The organism is Flagellimonas pacifica, assembly GCF_900215465.1.
GTDB classification, from domain to species: Bacteria; Bacteroidota; Bacteroidia; order Flavobacteriales; family Flavobacteriaceae; genus Flagellimonas; species Flagellimonas pacifica.
In genome coordinates, this window is record NZ_OBEH01000003.1 from 227,848 (window position 1) to 247,953 (window position 20,106).

The 20,106-nt window shown below is 39.6% G+C and carries 18 protein-coding genes; 5 read left to right on the top strand and 13 right to left on the bottom strand.

Translation table 11 applies throughout. From position 1 onward, the window contains the following. Positions 1-2: 2 nt before the first annotated feature. The 7 genes from CRO15_RS10895 to udk form a co-directional block, all read right to left on the bottom strand. Entirely contained in the window at positions 3-647 is a 645-nt protein-coding gene (locus CRO15_RS10895; RefSeq protein ID WP_097045863.1) for a DUF5683 domain-containing protein, read from the bottom strand. Beyond that, a complete protein-coding gene (locus tag CRO15_RS10900) occupies positions 640-1,542 on the bottom strand; it encodes a ParB/RepB/Spo0J family partition protein (RefSeq protein ID WP_097045864.1) in 903 nt (300 codons plus the stop codon). Before CRO15_RS10900 ends, CRO15_RS10895 begins: the two co-directional genes overlap by 8 nt. Then, the gene (locus tag CRO15_RS10905) at positions 1,543-2,316 is read right to left on the bottom strand and encodes a ParA family protein (RefSeq protein WP_097045865.1); all 774 of its coding nucleotides are present in this window, start codon (positions 2,314-2,316) and stop codon (positions 1,543-1,545) included. Between the two features lie 135 nt (positions 2,317-2,451). Next, positions 2,452-4,527, bottom strand: coding sequence for a methylmalonyl-CoA mutase (scpA, locus tag CRO15_RS10910; protein ID WP_097045866.1), 2,076 nt, complete (start codon positions 4,525-4,527; stop codon positions 2,452-2,454). Further along, the gene (locus CRO15_RS10915; RefSeq protein ID WP_097045867.1) at positions 4,520-5,938 is read right to left on the bottom strand and encodes a methylmalonyl-CoA mutase subunit beta; all 1,419 of its coding nucleotides are present in this window, start codon (positions 5,936-5,938) and stop codon (positions 4,520-4,522) included. The genes scpA and CRO15_RS10915 overlap by 8 nt, the downstream gene beginning before the upstream one ends. Further along, positions 5,931-6,263 (bottom strand): FtsB family cell division protein, encoded by a 333-nt coding sequence (locus tag CRO15_RS10920; RefSeq protein WP_097045868.1) that lies wholly within the window; start codon positions 6,261-6,263, stop codon positions 5,931-5,933. The genes CRO15_RS10915 and CRO15_RS10920 overlap by 8 nt, the downstream gene beginning before the upstream one ends. A 3-nt stretch (positions 6,264-6,266) precedes the next feature. Further along, positions 6,267-6,875, bottom strand: coding sequence for a uridine kinase (gene udk / locus CRO15_RS10925; RefSeq protein ID WP_097046191.1), 609 nt, complete (start codon positions 6,873-6,875; stop codon positions 6,267-6,269). A gap of 192 nt (positions 6,876-7,067) precedes the next feature. On the opposite strand from udk, the gene CRO15_RS10930 reads away from it, so the two are divergent. From CRO15_RS10930 to CRO15_RS10940, 3 genes are read left to right on the top strand one after another with little or no spacing between them, the layout of a single operon-like run. Next, positions 7,068-7,553, top strand: coding sequence for a biotin/lipoyl-containing protein (locus CRO15_RS10930; protein WP_097045869.1), 486 nt, complete (start codon positions 7,068-7,070; stop codon positions 7,551-7,553). Positions 7,554-7,560: 7 nt separating this feature from the next. Next, positions 7,561-9,003, top strand: coding sequence for an acetyl-CoA carboxylase biotin carboxylase subunit (gene accC / locus CRO15_RS10935; protein WP_097046192.1), 1,443 nt, complete (start codon positions 7,561-7,563; stop codon positions 9,001-9,003). A 5-nt stretch (positions 9,004-9,008) separates the two neighbouring features. Next, entirely contained in the window at positions 9,009-10,550 is a 1,542-nt protein-coding gene (locus CRO15_RS10940) for an acyl-CoA carboxylase subunit beta (protein WP_097045870.1), read from the top strand. A 62-nt stretch (positions 10,551-10,612) separates the two neighbouring features. Here CRO15_RS10940 and CRO15_RS10945 read toward each other — a convergent pair whose 3' ends face one another. After that, complete coding sequence (locus CRO15_RS10945; protein ID WP_097045871.1) at positions 10,613-10,933, bottom strand: GIY-YIG nuclease family protein; 321 nt, start codon at positions 10,931-10,933, stop codon at positions 10,613-10,615. Between the two features lie 338 nt (positions 10,934-11,271). On the opposite strand from CRO15_RS10945, the gene CRO15_RS10950 reads away from it, so the two are divergent. Next, complete coding sequence (locus tag CRO15_RS10950) at positions 11,272-12,480, top strand: multidrug effflux MFS transporter (RefSeq protein WP_097045872.1); 1,209 nt, start codon at positions 11,272-11,274, stop codon at positions 12,478-12,480. Here CRO15_RS10950 and CRO15_RS10955 read toward each other — a convergent pair. The 4 genes from CRO15_RS10955 to CRO15_RS10970 are packed head-to-tail and all read right to left on the bottom strand — an operon-like array spanning position 12,477 to position 17,871. Beyond that, on the bottom strand, positions 12,477-13,556 hold the full coding sequence (locus CRO15_RS10955; RefSeq protein ID WP_097045873.1) for an anhydro-N-acetylmuramic acid kinase: 1,080 nt from the start codon (positions 13,554-13,556) through the stop codon (positions 12,477-12,479). The genes CRO15_RS10950 and CRO15_RS10955 overlap by 4 nt on opposite strands. Further along, positions 13,543-15,150, bottom strand: coding sequence for a glycoside hydrolase family 3 protein (locus CRO15_RS10960; RefSeq protein WP_097046193.1), 1,608 nt, complete (start codon positions 15,148-15,150; stop codon positions 13,543-13,545). Before CRO15_RS10960 ends, CRO15_RS10955 begins: the two co-directional genes overlap by 14 nt. Then, complete coding sequence (locus CRO15_RS10965) at positions 15,143-16,426, bottom strand: MFS transporter (protein WP_097045874.1); 1,284 nt, start codon at positions 16,424-16,426, stop codon at positions 15,143-15,145. Before CRO15_RS10965 ends, CRO15_RS10960 begins: the two co-directional genes overlap by 8 nt. Continuing rightward, positions 16,423-17,871 (bottom strand): glycoside hydrolase family 10-like protein, encoded by a 1,449-nt coding sequence (locus tag CRO15_RS10970; protein WP_243396952.1) that lies wholly within the window; start codon positions 17,869-17,871, stop codon positions 16,423-16,425. The genes CRO15_RS10965 and CRO15_RS10970 overlap by 4 nt, the downstream gene beginning before the upstream one ends. 14 nt (positions 17,872-17,885) lie before the next feature. Here CRO15_RS10970 and CRO15_RS20015 point away from each other — a divergent pair, with 14 nt between their 5' ends. After that, positions 17,886-18,011: a hypothetical protein gene (locus CRO15_RS20015; RefSeq protein WP_280950967.1), complete on the top strand. Its 126-nt coding sequence runs from the start codon at positions 17,886-17,888 to the stop codon at positions 18,009-18,011. An 18-nt stretch (positions 18,012-18,029) separates the two neighbouring features. On the opposite strand, the gene nagB is transcribed toward CRO15_RS20015, so the two are convergent. After that, positions 18,030-19,961 (bottom strand): glucosamine-6-phosphate deaminase, encoded by a 1,932-nt coding sequence (gene nagB, locus CRO15_RS10975; protein WP_097046194.1) that lies wholly within the window; start codon positions 19,959-19,961, stop codon positions 18,030-18,032. Positions 19,962-20,106 lie beyond the last annotated feature (145 nt).

Below are 20,106 nucleotides of genomic sequence, written 5' to 3' on the forward strand. Positions count from 1 at the left end.
AGCTAAAATTTAACGACCAAGGCCATCCCGTAATTTGGATTGTTGGTCAGCGGGTTAAGATCTATATATGGTTGAAAATCAATAGAAAGATCTTCATCCACATTATATTGTTTAAGATGCGAGTCTACATTAGCATCAATAATATTTAGTGCATACAGGGCAATGGTAATCAACAATGATAAATCTCTGTCTCGTTGAGTGCTCTCCTGCGCATCTTGCAAGGCTTCCAATGAAATATCGGGTCCACTTCCATCACCATTGAGATCATAGAATTCATCATCGGTAAATCCGGCACGTCTTCTTTTAAATGCATCCCTTGCCTTACTATATTGAGTATTGTTATAGGAATAGACATAGATACCCGTACCGATAGCTCCCCAAACAATTGGAGCTTTCCAATAACGTTTGTTATAGATTTGACCCAGCCCCGGCAGAATTGCCGAATAAAATGCAGCTTTGCTGGGAGCAAGTGGGTTTATTTTTTTCTTTTCGTAGGTAACCTCTTCTATGGTGATGCCCTGCCCTTCCAAATCCTGTGCCAGTGAATCAATCTCTTGTGGGTGAGGACGATTTTCCTCTTCTTCTTGGGAGAAAGTAAAATGGAAGGAGAATAGTAAAATACTTGAAAAAAGGAGGCTTTTAATCACCTGTCAATAATTTTTTTAAACGCTGAAATTCTTCTTTGGAATGAAAAGGAATCACTATTTTACCTTTACCATTTGGTGAGGTGGAAATATCCACCTTTGTAGAAAGGTGGCCTTTTAAAGCATCTATTCCTTTGGAGATATAGTTAGGAACTTCTTTGGTGACTGTTCCTTTTTTTTCTGAGGTCTTTCCTTCTTTGTATGCTTTTACCAATTGCTCCGTTTCCCTTACGGAAAGACCATCTGACACTATCTTTTCATAAATGTTGATTTGATCTTTCCTCTTTTCAATGTTGATTAGGGCACGGCCATGACCCATACTTACAAAACCATCCCTCATTCCGGTTTGTATAATTGGATGTAATTTGAGAAGACGTAAGTAATTGGTTATGGTAGAACGTTTTTTACCCACACGATCGCTCAATTTTTCTTGGGTAACCTGAATCTCATCAATAAGTCGCTGGTAGGATAACGCAATTTCTATTGGATCCAAATCTTGGCGTTGAATATTCTCTACCAAGGCCATTTCCAGTGATTCCTGATCATTGGCGATCCTAATATATGCGGGAATGGTCTTCAGCCCTACTAACTTGGAGGCCCTGAACCTTCTTTCACCAGATACAAGTTGAAATTTGTTGAAATCGAGTTTTCTTACCGTAATAGGCTGAATAATTCCAAGTTCCTTAATGGAACTGGCCAATTCTTTAAGCGCCTCATCATTAAAATTAGATCGAGGTTGAAACGGATTTACCTCTATGGAATCTACATCTAATTCAACTACATTCCCAATGACCTGGTCCGCATTTTTATCAGAAACCGACTGAATGTCATTTTCTGGATCTTTTAGTAGAGCGGACAGACCTCTTCCCAAAGCCTGTTTTTTGGTTGCTTTCGCCATTTAAACTTTTTCCTTGTTTTTCTTCAATATTTCATTGGCCAAGTTTAGGTAATTGGTGGCACCCTTGCTACTTGCATCATATTTAATGATACTTTCCCCATAACTTGGTGCTTCACTAAGCCTAACGTTTCTTTGGATAATAGTATCAAAGACCATATCCGAAAAGTGTTTTTTAACTTCTTCTACCACTTGGTTGGAAAGTCGCAATCTTGAATCGTACATGGTCAGTAGCATGCCTTCAATATCCAAATCATTATTGTGGATTTTCTGCACACTCTTAACCGTATTCAATAATTTGCCCAAACCTTCCAGAGCAAAGTATTCGCATTGAATAGGAATCATTACTGAATCTGCTGCCGTAAGTGCATTTAAGGTTAATAACCCCAAAGAAGGAGCACAGTCAATCAATATGAAATCATAACGATTACCCAAATCCTTAAGTGCTTCTTTCAACATATATTCCCTATTATCCTTGTCCACCAATTCTATTTCAATGGCTACAAGATCAATATGTGCAGGAATAAGATCTACGTTAGGGGAATCTGTTTGTATGATTACTTCATCAACGGTTTTGGTATGTTCTAATAGCTGATAGGTACCTTGTTCTACACTATCAACATCAATGCCCAAACCGGAGGTTGCATTGGCCTGGGGGTCGGCATCAATCAACAACACCTTTTTTTCCAGTACACCAAGTGAGGCAGCTAGGTTCACCGTTGTTGTTGTCTTACCTACGCCACCCTTCTGATTTGCAATAGCAATTATCTTGCCCATTTCATAGTAAGTTAGGTGCTAAAAATACAATTATTTAAGACGTTAAAAAATGTATTTTGTTAACAGTGGGTGAATAACCTTAATAAAGGGCGTTAAAGAAAGTTAAAGTTATAGTTATAAGAGATTTAAGTTGGGTTAGTCCATTAAAATCTTTAAGATTTCTATAGCTGCATCACTTATTTTTGTGCCTGGCCCGAACACGGCAACCGCACCATTGTCCAACAAATGTTTGTAATCTTGTTTTGGAATCACGCCACCAACAATGACCAGGATATCTTCCCTGCCATAATTTTTGAGTTCTTTTACAACTTCTGGGACCAATGTTTTGTGCCCACCCGCCAAGGATGAGATTCCCAGAACGTGAACATCATTTTCCACAGCTTGTTTGGCTACTTCCGCTGGAGTTTGGAACAATGGCCCAATATCTACGTCAAAGCCTAGATCTGCATAGCCGGTAGCAACCACTTTTGCCCCTCTGTCATGGCCATCCTGTCCCATTTTGGCCACCATAATTCGAGGTCTTCTACCTTCTTCCAAGGCAAAATCATCGGCCATTTTTCTAGCCTTTTCAAAGCTTTCGTCGTTTTTGATCTCTTTTGAATACACCCCAGTAAATGATCGGATTTTTGCTTGATACCGTCCAAATGCACTTTCCATGGCATCGCTTATTTCACCCAAAGTAGCTCGTAATTTGGCTGCGGTAACAGCTAAAGCTAACAAATTTTCTCGTTCAGAGTTATTTTGCATTGCTTTTTTGGATGCTTCGGAAATTTTCTTCAATACGTTTTGAACCGCATCTTCATCCCTATTGGATTTGAGTTGTTTGAGCTGCGTAACCTGTTGTTTGCGTACCTTGTCGTTGTCCACTTCCAAAATTTGAAGCTCATCCTCATTTTCAAGACTATATTTGTTTACACCTAGAATAGTGTCTTGACCACTATCAATGCGGGCTTGTTTTTTGGCAGCCGCCTCTTCAATTCGCATTTTTGGAATACCAGCCTCAATGGCTTTGGTCATTCCACCTAATTTTTCCACTTCCTGAATTAGTTTCCAAGCTTCATTGGAAATCTCCTGGGTAAGTTTTTCTACTATATGGCTTCCCGCCCAGGGATCCACGGTTTTGGTGATATGGGTTTCTTGTTGTAGGTAAATCTGGGTATTCCTCGCAATTCGGGCAGAGAAATCGGTAGGAAGGGCAATGGCTTCATCCAATGCATTGGTATGCAAGCTTTGGGTGCCCCCAAAAGCTGCCGCCATGGCCTCAATAGTGGTTCTGGCCACATTGTTGAAAGGATCTTGCTCTGTTAAACTCCAGCCACTAGTTTGACTGTGTGTGCGAAGCATCAAGGATTTTTCATTATTTGGGTTGAATTCCTTGACCAATTTAGCCCAGAGCATTCGGCCGGCACGCATTTTGGCAATTTCCGTGAAATGATTCATCCCAATTCCCCAGAAAAAGGATAGGCGAGGAGCGAAATCATCAATTTTCAGGCCTGCTTTTATTCCCGTTCTGATGTATTCAATGCCATCGGACAGCGTATATGCCAATTCAATAGCTGCCGGAGCCCCAGCTTCGTGCATATGATATCCCGAAATACTGATGCTATTAAATTTAGGCATATGTTGGCTTGCAAACTCAAAAATATCGGCAACTATTTGCATGGATGGTGCAGGCGGATAGATATAGGTGTTCCGAACCATGAATTCTTTAAGAATGTCATTTTGAATGGTTCCCGATAGCTTTTCCATGGAAACTCCTTGCTCTTTAGCTGCAACAATATAAAAAGCCATAATGGGGAGTACCGCTCCGTTCATGGTCATGGAAACGGACATTTTATCCAATGGAATACCATCGAAAAGGACTTTCATGTCCTCTACAGAATCTATGGCAACACCTGCCTTGCCAACATCCCCAACCACACGGTCATTATCGCTATCATACCCTCGATGGGTAGGAAGGTCAAAAGCTACGGAAAGTCCTTTTTGACCTGCTTCCAAATTTCTTCTATAAAACGCGTTACTTTCCTCTGCTGTTGAAAACCCGGCATATTGGCGAATGGTCCAAGGTCTACGGACATACATAGTTGAATAAGGGCCTCGCAAAAAAGGAGGGATGCCAGCGGCAAAGTTGGAGGGGGTCTCGACTACTCCTTCGACAGGCTCAGGATGACAGCTCGACAATTCTATACTTTGAAGGTCTTTTCTACTCATCATCCATTCTTTTTTGTTCTAATTCCTCTGCTAAACGCCTTTCTATAATGGGCTCGATAATCGTCTTTCGTGGGTTGGTTTTTACAAAAGGATAAAGCTCAATGTCATCTTTCATCCTATCTTGAGCATTTTGGTATTTGTTGGTACCCACAGAAGCAATTATACCTGAATCAAAAAGTTGTCGCTCTTTTGCCTCACTTTCCTTTATTTTTCGTTGGATATTTCCATTTTTCAATTCTGATAAAAAACCTCCTGAATTTTCAATCTGTTTGAAAAGATCCAATGCTTTTTGTGCCAATTGCTGGGTCAATGATTCAATATAATATGAACCTTCGGCAACATTGGAAGCTTGATCAAAATAGCTTTCCTCTTTGAGCAATAACAACTGATTTCTAGCAATTCGGTCGGCAAACTCATTATCTTTATGGTAGATGGTATCGTATGGTAGATTACTTAATGTATCTGCACCTCCCAATATGGCCGACATACATTCTGACGTTGTCCGGAGTAGGTTGACATTGTAATCATATAAGGTTTTGTTTCGTTTGGATGGTACAGCTAGAATATGACAATCATAATTTAAGTCATATGCAGGAGCAATGCTTTTCCATAACCAACGCAATGCCCTAAGTTTGGCTATTTCAAAGAAATAGTTGCTACCTACCGATACTTTGAATGCAATTGGGAGAGACCCCTCGGCACTTCGACTTCGCTCAGTGTCCGCTGCCTCCGAACTTCCATGAAAATGATTAAGATATTCGTTGGCATGGGCAAGACCATAAGCCAATTGCTGTACCATGTTGGCCCCAGCATTTTGATAAAGAGATAGATCAACACTTATTGTTGAAGTGCTATTTTGATTTTTGACCAACCTATAAATTTCTTCTAAAATGGAATTGTCTTTTTCCATTTTGTGAAACCAGTTCCCAGTTCTTGCCAAGTTTCCAATAAGATCAATATTGAGATGGGCACTAGTACTCTTTCCTTCTAAAAAAGTAAGTAACTTTTTAATGGGTTCCAGCGCTAAAAATTCAAAATTGAAATGTAGCGGTGTTTTATTTAAATCGATATTGGCAAGCAGAACCTCCACGTCAAAATCTTCCTGGGGAATGGTGAAAATTAAGCTCTCTGCACCTCGGTTTAGAGCGTCCAGTGCTTTTGTGTTGGCTATTTTTGCATCTCCTGCATAAATGGATTGTGCTATTTTCCAGTTGTGCCCTTCAGGAAGGGCAAAGTTTTTCACTCCGTCCAAATCCTCCGAATGGTAGAACGGTTTTACCGCAATCCCTTCCAAGGATTCCCAAATCAATGTATCATTGTAATCCGCTCCCTTTAGATCAAATTGAATTTTTTGTTTCCACTGTTTTGCAGAAACTTCGGGAAATTCGTCAAACAAACCTGATTTACTCATTTTTTTTAGTTTTTAGGCTGTCTTCATATTCGATCAAGAATATTTCTTCGTTCTTCTTTTTCATGTAGAATTTTTCTCGGGCAAACTTTTCCAGTTCTTTTTTATCGGATAGTTTTTCCAGAACTTCTTTGTCCTTATCGATTTCGCCCTGCAGAAATTCTTTTTGTTTTTCTAGTTTCTTGACCTCGTTTCGTAATTCTAAATGAATCAACAAGGAGTTGGTGTCAAAAAAAGTCATCCAGATTAAAAAGACAGTAAGTACAAGAACATAAATGTTCTTCATGAACTTAAACCATTTTTTATTGTTTAAATCGTGGATAATCATTTACTAACCTAGTTTTTGGTTGATTATAGTCCGCACCATATCCACTGCAACCGTATTGTAGTGGTTGTTGGGGATAATGATATCTGCAAATTCTTTAGATGGCTCTATAAACTGCTGGTGCATTGGCTTTACAGCTGTTTGGTACCTGGTCAGTACTTTTTCAAGGTCATGACCCCTTTCGCGGATATCCCTTTGTAATCTTCGTATCAAACGTTCATCAGAATCGGCATGGACATATATTTTGATATCGAACATATCCCGTAGCTTGGGATTGCTGAGCACTAGAATACCTTCTACGATCATTACCTTTCTGGGTTCGGTTGTAATGGTGTCCTCTAGACGGTTTTCCTCTACAAAAGAATAGATGGGTTTATCAATGGATTGCCCCTGTCTTAATGCTTCAAGATGTGAAATTAACAAATCAAAATCTATGGAATTTGGATGGTCAAAATTGATTTTTGCCCGTTCTTCCTTAGTTAAGTGGGAAAGGTCATTGTAATAGGAATCCTGGGATATGACACCAACCTCATTTTCTGGAAGCTCTTCTACGATTTGATTGACCACTGTGGTTTTTCCGCAGCCCGTACCGCCAGCAATTCCTAAAATCAGCATAATGATAATTTTAACCCCAAAAGTAAGCATTTGATAAGATTTTCAACCTGTCCAATTGCAGTTGCATAGTTACTTTACAATTGTATGTAAATGAATGACCATTGTCATAATTCTTAAAAGTTTATGGATATAGATTTGTGGTAGATTAGGTCATAATCTTATATTTATATAGATAACCTTTGATAACTTCTTATGGAAAATTCCTATGTGGTCAAAGTCGACGAAAACTTTGATTTTCAATTATCCGGAGAGGATATTGCTAAACTTGATATCCTTAAAACTGGGAACAATACCTTCCACTTACTAAAAAATGGAACATCTTATAAGATTGAAATCGGCGTTGCTGATTTCAACAGTAGATCGTACATGGTTAAGGTGAATGGTAGTGAGTTCCGAACCTCAATTGGTACACCGCTGCATGAACTCATCAAAAAAATGGGTTTTGCTTCAAACGGTTCCAAGAACATCAATTCTGTTTCTGCACCCATGCCAGGACTCATTTTGAATATTTCTGTGGAAGAAGGGCAAGAAGTTGTTGAAGACCAGCAACTATTGGTGCTGGAAGCCATGAAAATGGAAAACATTATCACTTCGCCAAGAAATGGGGTGGTCAAAAAGATTGCCGTGACGCAAGGTGATGCTGTTGATAAGAAACAATTGCTAATTGAATTTCAATAAAACGGTTATGAAAAAAATATTAGTAGCAAATCGTGGAGAGATAGCCTTACGGGTGATGCGGACCGCAAAAAAAATGGGAATCAACACCGTTGCTGTGTTTTCTGAAGTGGATAGAAATGCACCGCACGTTAGGTTTGCCGATGAAGCCGTTTGTATTGGAGAGGCACCTTCCAATAAATCCTATTTGATGGGTGATAAGATTATTGATGTGGCCAAAAAATTGAATGTTGATGGGATTCACCCTGGCTATGGGTTTTTAAGTGAGAATGCAGATTTTGCTGAAGCTGTGGAAAAAAATGGCCTCATTTTTATTGGCCCCAAATCCAGGGCCATTCGGATCATGGGGAGCAAGTTGGCCGCCAAGGATGCGGTAAAGGAATACGATATTCCGATGGTTCCAGGTATTGATGAAGCCATTACCGATGTAGCCAAAGCCCATGAAATTGCCAATGAGATTGGATACCCGGTTTTGATAAAAGCCTCTGCAGGTGGCGGTGGGAAAGGTATGCGAATTGTGGAAAAAGAGGAAGATTTGGAATCGCAGATGGAAAGAGCCATTAGTGAAGCAACTTCTGCCTTTGGAGATGGTTCTGTTTTTGTAGAAAAATATGTGACATCACCAAGGCATATTGAAATTCAGGTAATGGCCGATATGCATGGGAACGTATTACACTTTTTTGAACGCGAATGCAGTGTTCAGCGTCGTCACCAAAAAGTGGTAGAAGAAGCACCTTCCTCCATATTGACCCCAGAATTGAGGGAAGAAATGGGAGTAGCCGCAACCAAGGTTGCTAAAGCGTGCGATTATGTTGGCGCCGGCACGGTGGAATTTTTAATGGATGCCGACCTAAACTTTTATTTTTTGGAAATGAACACCCGTTTGCAAGTGGAACATCCGGTTACGGAGCTGATTTCGGGAGTGGATTTGGTGGAACTGCAGATTAAAGTGGCAAGGGGTGAAAAGCTTTCCATTAAACAGGAAGATTTAAAGATTCATGGTCATGCCGTGGAACTTCGCGTATATGCCGAAGACCCCTTGAACGATTTTCTTCCCAGTGTAGGAAACTTGGAAACGTATATACTTCCCGTTGGAGATGGAATTAGGGTGGATAATGGTTTTGAAGAGGGGATGGATATTCCAATTTACTATGACCCTATGCTTTCAAAGTTGATTACCTATGGTAAAACTCGTGAAGAGGCCATCGAATTGATGCTTGATGCCATTCAAGATTATAAAATAAAGGGCGTACAGACTACATTGCCTTTTGGTACCTTTGTTTTTGGCCATGAGGCTTTCCGGTCAGGGAATTTTGACACTCATTTTGTAAAGAATTACTATTCGCCCGAAAAAATCAAAAAGAAAAAGGAGAGTGAAGCAGAGATCGCTGCCATGGTCGCACTTTATCAATATCTTGAAGACAAAAAAATAGTTCAACTACCCACAAACTAACACAGATGGATTCCAAAGTAAAAATATTAAAGGATAAGATTGAAGAAGCCCATTTAGGTGGTGGTGAAAAGCGGATTGCAAAGCAACACCAAAAGAAAAAACTGACAGCTCGGGAACGAATCGATTATTTGTTGGATGAGGGCTCTTTTGAAGAAATGGGGATTTTGGTCACCCATCGCACCACAGATTTTGGGATGGAGAAGGAAATCTACTATGGAGATGGGGTCATTACCGGTTACGGAACCGTCAACGGAAGATTGGTTTATGTATATGCCCAGGATTTTACGGTTTTTGGAGGAGCTTTATCAGAAACCCATGCCGAAAAGATTTGTAAGGTGATGGATTTGGCCATGAAAGTGGGCGCGCCCATTATTGGTCTCAATGATTCTGGGGGTGCCCGAATTCAGGAAGGTGTAAAGTCTTTGGGAGGTTATGCCGATATATTTTATAGAAATGTACAGGCTTCAGGAGTAATTCCACAAATATCTGCTGTAATGGGGCCTTGTGCTGGTGGTGCCGTTTACTCTCCAGCCATGACCGATTTTATTGTGATGGTGGAAGAAACCAGTTATATGTTTGTGACAGGTCCCAATGTGGTAAAAACGGTAACCAATGAGGAGGTGACCTCTGAAGAACTTGGTGGAGCTACTACCCATGCTGTAAAATCAGGTGTGGCCCACAAAACTTCCAATAATGATGCCTCTTGTTTGGATGATATTAAAAGGCTTTTGGATTATCTGCCTCAAAACAATACTGAAATCCCAAGAACATTGGAATGTGAACTGGGTGAGGAAATCAGAGAACAACTGACCAATATTGTGCCAGATAACCCCAATAAGCCGTACGATATGCATGATGTAATCGATGGTATTATCGACGCTGATTCCTTTTATGAAATCCATAAGGATTATGCAGAAAATATTATTGTAGGCTTTGCTCGATTGGGTGGACGAAGTATTGGAATTATTGCCAATCAGCCTATGTTTTTAGCTGGAGTTTTAGGAGTGAAAAGTTCTAGAAAAGCAGCACGTTTTACCCGTTTTTGTGATGCCTTCAATATTCCGTTGTTGGTATTGGTAGATGTGCCAGGATTTTTACCGGGTACAGACCAGGAATGGAACGGAATCATTATGCATGGAGCAAAATTATTGTATGCGCTCAGCGAAGCTACCGTTCCAAGGGTCACTGTAATTACCAGAAAGGCTTACGGAGGGGCTTATGATGTGATGAATTCCAAACACATTGGAGCCGATTTCAATTTTGCATGGCCTAGTGCGGAGATTGCGGTTATGGGGGCCAAAGGAGCTAGTGAGATTATTTTTAGAAGGGAAATTGCAGCTGCGGATGACCCAGAAGCCAAACTCAAGGAGAAAGAAGCCGAGTATGCTGATAAATTTGCCAATCCATATAGAGCTGCAAGGCGAGGATTTATTGATGAGGTGATTCTACCTAAAAATACTAGGCGCAAATTATTGAAGGCCTTTGCGATGTTAGAGAAGAAGCAGGTGCAGACTCCTAAAAAGAAACATGGGAATATTCCTTTGTGATTTTTTTGAGGTTTTGGATTGAGACATAATTGGGGTTTGTCAGGTCGAGCGCAGTCGAGACCTTAATCTTTATTGGGGTCATAATCGTGATGCGTGGCATTTCTACATTCCGCTAAAATCTGCAACAAATCAAAATCACCGTTTGCCAAAGCAATTTTCTTTTTAGCGCTCCACTTCTTTATTTTCTTTTCAAAATAAATGGCCTGTAATACGTCATGGAATTCTTGCTGAAAAATGAGTTTAACAGGTCTTCTTCTGTAGGTAAAAGAGGTTGGGATTGTTCCACTTTGATGCTCCATCAATCTTTTCGGAACGTTATTGGTAATGCCTGTATAGGTCAATCCATCCGAGCAAAGCAAAATATAAACGTAGTAAAACCTCATTGTAAAATTTAAGTCTCGTCCCTCGACTGCGCTTAGGGTGACACTCGACCTGAGAGTTTTTGAAATTTAGGTTTTGCTACGCTAATTTGATTGTAAGATAATAAAGTTAGAGAAGTTCTCCCAAGGATTAAGGAATGCAGTTGTCTCCTCGAGCGCAGTCGAGAGATTATTGAAAATCGAACTGCTTAATTAGGTCTCGACTGCGCTCGACCTGACAAATGAAAAAATACTGGAATATTCCTTTGTGATTTTTAAACTATAAAAACTTTTTATAATCCCATATCCAAATACCTTTTAAAAAAGTTCGTTGCTGAATAGGGTATACGTAATTTTGCGTAATGCAAAAAGATACCCAAAAACCGAATTTTGAGTTTATTGCTTTAATGGCCTCATTGATGTCCATTGTAGCCTTGGCAATTGATGCTCTTTTGCCAGCAATTTCTGACATTGGAGTGGCCATAAATAGCCTCAATCCTACAGATAATCAATTGCTGGTTACCATGATTTTCTTGGGTCTAGGCTTGGGGCAACTGTTCTTTGGCCCTCTATCTGATTGTTATGGCAGAAAACCGATAGTTTATGTGGGCTTCTCATTGTTTGTTTTTGCAAGCATTATATGCGTTTTTGCACCATCTTTAGAGATTATGATTATAGGTAGGATTCTTCAAGGTATTGGGCTTTCTGCGCCACGGACTTTAGCAATATCTATTATTCGTGATACTTACAAAGGGGATTATATGGCCAAGGTAATGTCCTTTGTTGTGGCATTTTTTATTCTGGTCCCGGTTGTGGCTCCTGCTATTGGAAAACTCATTTTGGATAGCTTGGGGTGGAAAGCCATTTTTTACATACAATTGGTATTTGGTCTTCTGGTCTGTATTTGGTTTTGGAAAAGACAGTCTGAAACCTTGAAACCGGAATTTAAGATACCATTTACGAGGCACGTTTTTGTGGACGGAACCAAAGAATTCATTAAATACAAAGAAACGATTGCATATACCTTAATGTCTGGATTGGTGACTGGAGCCTTTTTGGTCTATTTGAGTGCTGCGCAGCACGTTTTTGAGGATATCTACCAAATGAAAGAAGCATTCCCATATATTTTTGCAGGACTGGCGATTTCCATAGGTCTTTCAACATTTTTAAACGGAACATTGGTCTTGCGTTTCGGTATGCGTAAGCTCTCATTGATGGCACTAATGGCTTTTTGTGTGATTGCTTTATTGTATGCATTTCTTTTTTGGAATTCACCTAACCCAAACATCTTTGTTTTAGTTGGATTTCTTTCAGCACAATTCTTTTGTCTTGGTTTTATGTGGGGAAATTTCAGGTCTATTGCTATGGAGCCCATTGGTCATATAGCTGGAATTGGAGCTGCTATTAATGGATTTGTATCCACTTTGTTGGCTATTCCCATTGCCGCTTTTATTGGGAATTTTGTTGATACCAGTGTTTGGCCACTTTTTGCGGGGCTGGGTATTTGTGGGTTGGTTTCTCTTGTTATTTATATGACGATACGCAAACCAAGACGTATTGCCACGGTCTAATTTTTTGGCAAGAAAATAACACCACTGCTTGAGTCTTGAGTTGCTCCGGTTACTGAGGAAAGTACATTGATTTTGTTTTTAACGCGAAGCACTCCCATTAAAGCAAAAACCAATGCTTCCTTATAGGCAATCAATGTTTTGTTGGTAACAATGACTTCAACGGATGTTCCAAGTTTGGTTTGAAGTATATCCATAAAAAACTGATTCAATGCCCCACCACCTGTGACAAACAATTTGCTCTTAGGATTAATAGCATGTTTGTGTACTTCAATTGTAATTTGTTCACAGTTGTGGTGTATAAAAGTGTGCAGCAAATCACTTTCTGAAACTTTGGAAGCTTCAATCAGTGGGGCAACCTGTTCGGTAAACCATTCATAACCTGTGGATTTAGGATAAGGAAGCTTATAATATTCCAGTTGATTCAATTGTTGAAGCAATTCCTTATCCAGTTTTCCTGACCGTGCCAGTTTTCCATTTTCATCATAATCCAACTCAATTTTCTGGGTAATGTAGTTCAATGGCATATTGGCCAGACCAATATCATAAGCGATTCGTTTGCCATCTTTTTCAAAAGACATATTGCTAATTCCTCCCAAGTTCAAACAGAAATCATAATCAGAAAACAATAATTGGTCGCCAATCGGAACCAAAGGGGCCCCTTGTCCATTCAGAGAAACATCCTTGGTCCTGAAATCGCATATGACCTGTTTGCCGCTCGTATTGGCCAATAATTGCCCATCTCCTAATTGAAATGTAATTCCATCTTCCGGCCTGTGATGCGAAGTGTGTCCGTGGCTCGCAATAAAATCAACTTCTAAATGCTGTTCTTCAATAAAAGTTTTAGCCCGTTTCCCCAGCCAAATCCCATAGTCCTTGTGTAATTGGTCATGTTCCTCCTCAGAAAGGTAAATAGCATTTTTCAGAACATGCTTTAGTTTGCGATCGTATGAAACATCCTTTGTTTTTTCAATGGAAAACCTCCAATGGCCATTGGACTGCCATAAATGACAATAAGCCAAATCAAGACCATCCAAAGAGGTACCGGACATTAACCCTAAAACCTTATATTTTTTCATGATAGTTTTGAAGTTTTACTGGAAGCTTTCCTTTGGCCTCAATTTGATTTGTAAAGTGATGATAGGCTTCGGTTTGAAACTCAGAAAAATCTTGATAGGCAACTACTACATTAGCGGATGGGTTTAATTCCAAAATATCCAATACATATGGGTTTCCAAAAAGATAAATCAGAACATTCTTTTGCGCTACCATTTCATTGATGAAACCCAATATTTCAGGTTGAAGCCCAAATAGGTTTTTAGGTTTTACAAAAGGAGGGAAAAGAGCTAATACAATATTTTTATGGTCAGCAGTGAGATTTCTAATTTCATGTATTGAATTCAATTCCAATTGATGGTGACATTGTCCGTTTTGTTTTTCAATAGCTGCTGAGAAAAGGTTTTCTTTCTGGTTGTCCACGGAAAGATTCAAAAAATTGGATTTTTTGATTTGTTCAACAATTGGTGCATTGCCATAAAGTTCGGTCAGGCTATGCTGAGCCAATACTTTGTTCAAAGCCAAAGGGGAGGAGATACTATGCTCTTGACCAGCATCTGCGAAAGCTTGTTCTTTTAGCTTCCAGGTTCTTTTGAAACTAGCTTCAATACGTTCTTTAGTGGCTGAGTTTATGATTTGTTGAATACCTTCCTCCACATATTCCGAAAAACACATTACATCCATTCCTGCTATAAAAGCTGCCGACTCCAAAGTTCCCTTTTGCGGGAATTTTTTGGAAACAGCATACATATTGAGCGCATCGGAAATGATTACACCATCAAACTCCAATGCTGTCCGCAAAACATCAGTAATTATTTTGGAAGAGGTAGTGGACGGATTTTCAGAATCATCTAAAGCAGGAACAGCTAAATGACCAACCATGACCGCATCTACTCCATGTTTTATAAGTTTGGAAAATGGATATAATTCGTTCTCCTGTAATTTTTTTTTGGATTTGGTGATCACGGGCAACCCTAAATGGGAATCGGTTGCGGTATCACCATGACCCGGAAAATGTTTGATAGAATTTAATACACCAACACTTTCCATTCCACTTAAATAAGCTTTTGCTTTAGAAAGCACCTTGTTCTTATCATCACCAAAGGACCGATAGCCTATAACCGGATTTTTTGGATTATCATTAATATCAACCACGGGAGCCAGATTCCAATGTATACCAGCCTCTTTGCAATCCATGGCGATTTGCTTTCCAACCTCAAAAATCAATTCTGAATTTTCATGGATTGCCCCCAAAGTAATTGCGTAAGGATATTGATTGGTGTTCTCAATACGCATGGCCAGTCCCCATTCGGCATCAATGGCTATCAATAATGGAAATTCAGCGGCTTTTTGATATCTGGAAATGAGCTGTTTTAACCGGTTGTAACTATGCTCGTTATGGACTACTTTCTTTTTACCTTCAAAATTGGTGGCAGCACTGGCACGACTATGAAAAAAACAAATCGAACCAATGGCTTGGGTACGAATCAAGTTTTCAATTTGTTGAACTTCTTCTTCGGTATCATTTATAAAAACGGCAGGCATGAACAGTTGTCCTACCTTTTGTTTTAGGGTGAGCTTTTCTGATGCTTCTTTATATGAGAGTACGCTATGCATCTTCATTTGAATTGGACTTTTTACCATAATCCTCGGGGTATTTTAAAAACTGTAGAATTAAAAATGCAGGAATAGCTGCTATGACCACCCAAAGAAAAAAACCGTCGTAGCCCAGCCACTCCTGAATATATCCACTCAGCATTCCTGGGAGCATCATGCCTAGCGCCATAAATCCTGTGGCTATAGCATAATGGGAAGTTTTAGAAACTCCTTCTGCAATATAGATAAGATAGATGAGGAAAGCCGCGAATCCAAACCCGTAGCCAAACTGTTCCAGAACAACGGTTCCCACTACAGCAAACAAACTTGTGGATTGCGTGAAGGCCAAAAGTGCATAAAGAACATTGGGTAGGTTGAGCGCCAGCATCATGGGAAGCATCCATTTTTTCAAACCATCTCTTGAAATCAGGATTCCGCCTAAAATTCCACCCAAAGAAAGCATGATGACACCCACTGTACCGTAAATTGTACCTACGGCTTCGGTTGAATATTCCAGTCCACCAACATCCAAAGTATCCAATAGAAAAGGAGAGGCCATTTTTACCAATTGTGATTCTCCCAATCGATAGGTAAGTATAAAGGCCAAGGCAATCCAAATCTGTTTCTTCTTGAAGAAAGAGGTGAAAACATCTAAAAATCCAGCGGGTTTTTCTTGGTTCAGGCTGGACGATTGCTCAAATTTTGGTGTTGCAAAAAAATTGGAGATGGTCAATACTAGCATTAAAATTGCTGCACAAATCATGGTCATTGACCACGCTTTTGTGTTGTCTCCGTATTTGTTTTCCAAAAAACCGGCAAATATGACCAGAAGTCCTTGGCCAGTTACCATGGCCAATCGGTAAAAAGTACTCCGTAACCCTATAAAGAATGATTGTTTTTTTTGTGTAAGCCCAATCATGTAATAGCCATCAGAGGCTATATCATTGGTTGCTGATGCGAATGCGGCCATCCAGAAAAAGGCTAGGGTAATGATAAAAAATGAATTGGACGGTAGAAAAAGCCCTATTCCCAAAAAAGACAAGGCAACCACAAGCTGCATGGCCAAAAACCATTTTCTTTTGGTTCCATTTAAATCAACAAGTGGACTCCATAATGGTTTTAAAACCCAAGGAAGATATAACCAACTGGTGTACAGCCCGATTTCAGCATTGCCAATGCCCAATCGTTTGTACATTATCACAGAAACCACCACCACCATAATATAGGGGATTCCTTGTGTAAAATAGAGAATAGGAATCCACGCCCATGCTCCTTTGTCTTTGGGTACGCTGCTCATTTACTTTGTTTTATGGATTGAGAGATGATTTGGGTTTGACTTTCATTACCATATGCGTCAATCAATGAGATGCCAATCTTGTTTTTCAATTGTTTTGTGGTCAAATCTATTTGGGCACAATGTTGTTTTTCTTCTATGGAAAGATAGCGTTTTCCAATGAGTTGTTTTTGATTGGAGACAGACTTATTTATGGAGTATAGTTGTAGAAATCTTGGAATAGTATCGTCATGTGAAACACAGACCTGAAGCTTTCCATCATGTATATGTGCAGATTCTATAAGCAAGGCTGATAGGGTTCTTTTTGTTTTTAATTGACCAACAGGATTTTGGGAGGGATATTTGTAGAATTTCTGTTTTAAACGTTTTGTGATTTTTTCATGTTTTCCAATAAGGGATTTGGCACTGAAAAAAATGTTGCCCGTGATTTCCTTGGTAGATCTTGCTAAAGAAAGTTGTTTGGGGATTTCATTTTTTCTTTTCCAGGCTTTATCTGGATTGTTTTTGATTTTGTAGGTGCCATTACCAATATAGAGATTCGTGTTTTTCGCCTTTTGAGACCACCATTGGGTTATGATACGGTGCGAAGCAGGTGGATAATCCATGCTCCAATACACTTGAGGAACCAGATAATCCAACCAGCCTTTTTCCATCCAAAGTAAAGGGTCGGCATACAAATCCTCATAGTTGGTTTGTCCCGCTCTTGTATTGGAACCATTGGGATCAGTGCTTTTGTTTTTCCAAACCCCGAACGGGCTAATACCAAATTGCACCCAAGGCTTGGTCTTTTTGATGGTTTTATGTACTTTTTTTACTAAAGAATCCACATTGCTTCTTCGCCAATCATCCAACGTTTGATTTTGTAAACTATACGTTTGAAAAGCAAGACTGTCCTGAAATACTTCATCTTGGATTTTGTAGGGATAGAAGTAGTCATCAAAATGAATGGCATCCACATCATAATTTGCTATCACTTCTTTGATTACATTGGTCAATTTCTGTTGAACTTCAGGCAATCCTGGATTGTAGTAATATTTTCTACCGTATTTAAGCATCCAATCAGGATGTTGATAAAAATCGTGCTCTTTGGACAGTTTTGTTGTATCCAAATCAAAAGTAGCACGATAGGGATTCAACCATGCATGAAACTCCATTCCCCGTTTATGGGTTTCTTTGATCATCCATTCCAAAGGTTTGTGAAAACCCAGGGGAGCTTCTCCTTCTTTTCCGCTCAAATATTTGGACCAAGGCGATAGGTCTGACTCATAGAACGCATCTCCGGCGGTGCGTATCTGAACAATGGCAGCATTGAAGTTTAAATCTTGATAGAAATCAAGGATTTCGATAAAATCCTTTTTTTGCTTTTCTGAATCGTCATTGGCATTTTTTGGCCAGTCGATATTAACGACGGTGGCAACCCACACACCTCTAAACTCAGTTTGGGGCACTTTATAAACTGAGCATGAAAAAGAAAAAAGGAGTAAAACCAAAAAAAGAATACGTTGCATACGGTGTAAATGAAAAAGACCTACTTAAAACTAAAAGTAGGCCTTTTCTTGAACTTAAAATTAATTTAACTCAAAACTAAAATTGTTCTGTTCAACAATTATTTGAACTTATACCTTACAAATGCTTCAATTGCAGCATAATCTGCCATTCCTAACGCTTTGTAATGCTCGGCAGTATCTTTATTTCGTTCTTCGGCCCTCATCCAAAACTCCCTTGAATCATCGCCTTGGAACATCACTCCATCTTTTTGTGATTGGTGGCAGAAAATAGCAAGTCTTTTTCTAAGTACCTGCCCTGGGCTCATAGGTACTGCCATTTCAATTTCATTGATGTCCCATTCGTGCCATGCACCTCTGTACAACCATAGCCAGCATTCATCCATGAAAGGTTCATCCTTAAGCTGTTCCACAGCGGCAAAGACCGCATCTAAACAGACTTTGTGTGTGCCATGCGGATCTGCCAAATCACCTGCTGCATATATTTGATGTGGTTTTACTTTTTTGATGATATCCTCCATGATGGCAACATCGGCATCGGAAAGATCATTCTTTTTTATTGCACCAGTTTCGTAGAAAGGTAAATCCAGAAAATGTACGTTAGCATCATCCAACCCGAAATACCGTGTAGCGGCATAAGATTCACCTCTTCGGATATTGCCTTTAAGCTTTCTTACCTCAATGGGGTCAAAATCCGCTTCTTTTTTAGATTTTATGGAATCTATGATTTTTTGAGCCTCCGGTGTAGGTTGTATGGAATTGGCTGTTTCGGCAAATTTGAGTGCTTCCGTATCCGAAACTGCAATATTACCAGATGTTTGGTAGGCAACGTGAACCTCATGCCCTTGCGATACCAACCTATCAAAGGTTCCTCCCATGGAAATAACATCGTCATCTGGGTGCGGGCTGAAAATAATCACTCTTTTCTTAAGAGGAAGTGCACGTTCCGGTCTATGGGTATCCTCTGCATTGGGTTTACCACCGGGCCATCCTGTAATAGTATGTTGTAGTCTGTTGAACATTTTAATGTTCAAATCGTAGGAATCTTGTTGCGTTAAAAGACCCGACATTCCATTGTCGTTATAGTCCTTATCAGTTAAGCTCAAAATGGATTTCCCAGTTTTTCCACATAACCATACAATAGCTTTTGCAGTTAATTGTTCTGACCATTCACAAGATTCATCAACCAACCAAGGGGTTTTGTTTCTTGTAAGCTCGGTTGCCGCTCCAGTGTCAAGAACAAAAGTACAGTTCTTATGTTCTTGAAGGTAGGTAGCAGGAACTTGTGAAGAAATTTCACCTTCTATGGTATTGTTGATGATTTCTGCCTTGTTTTGCCCCCAACCTAGTAGAACAATACGTTTTGCGCTCATTACCGTGGCAATTCCCATGGTTATTGCCTTTCTTGGAACATTGTCGATTCCCAAAAATGCCGGTGCCGCATCTACTCGGGTGATATGATCCAAGGTAATGACTCTTGTAGCCGAGTTATAATGTGATCCAGGTTCATTAAAACCAACATGGCCTGTTCGGCCAATACCCAAAAGCTGAAAATCTAACCCTCCGGCATCTTTTATTTTCTTTTCATATGCTACACAATGCTCAATGATTGCATCGCCAGTTACCGTACCGTCTGGAATATTAACGTTCTCAGGAGCAATATCAATATGGTTGAACAAATGTTCATGCATGAAATAATGATAACTCTGACGGTTTTCCCTTTCCATGGGAAGGTATTCGTCCAGATTAAAGGTGGTGACATTGGAAAAACTCAATCCTTCTTCATTGTGCATTCGTACCAATTCTTCATATACCCGTATTGGAGAAGATCCCGTGGCAAGACCAAGTACGCAGGGTTTGCCTTCGGCTTGTTTTTGCTTGATCAAATCCGCAATTTCTTTGGCTACTATCGCAGAACCTTCTCTGGAGTTATCAAAGATGATGTTGTGAATTTTCTCAAAACGGGTTTCTTCGAACCTTCCAACTGGTTTATATGAAATGTCGATACTTTTCTTTTTTAATGTTGTTTCCATGAAACGTATATTTTCAATGTATTGGCGTTGTTTTATTGGTTTTTGAGTTATCAAAATCAAAACTCACACTGCAAAAGTAGGAAATAAAATTGAATTTTGCTGTTTTTTGCTTCTTTATGTGCTGTTTTTTGCATTTAATAACATT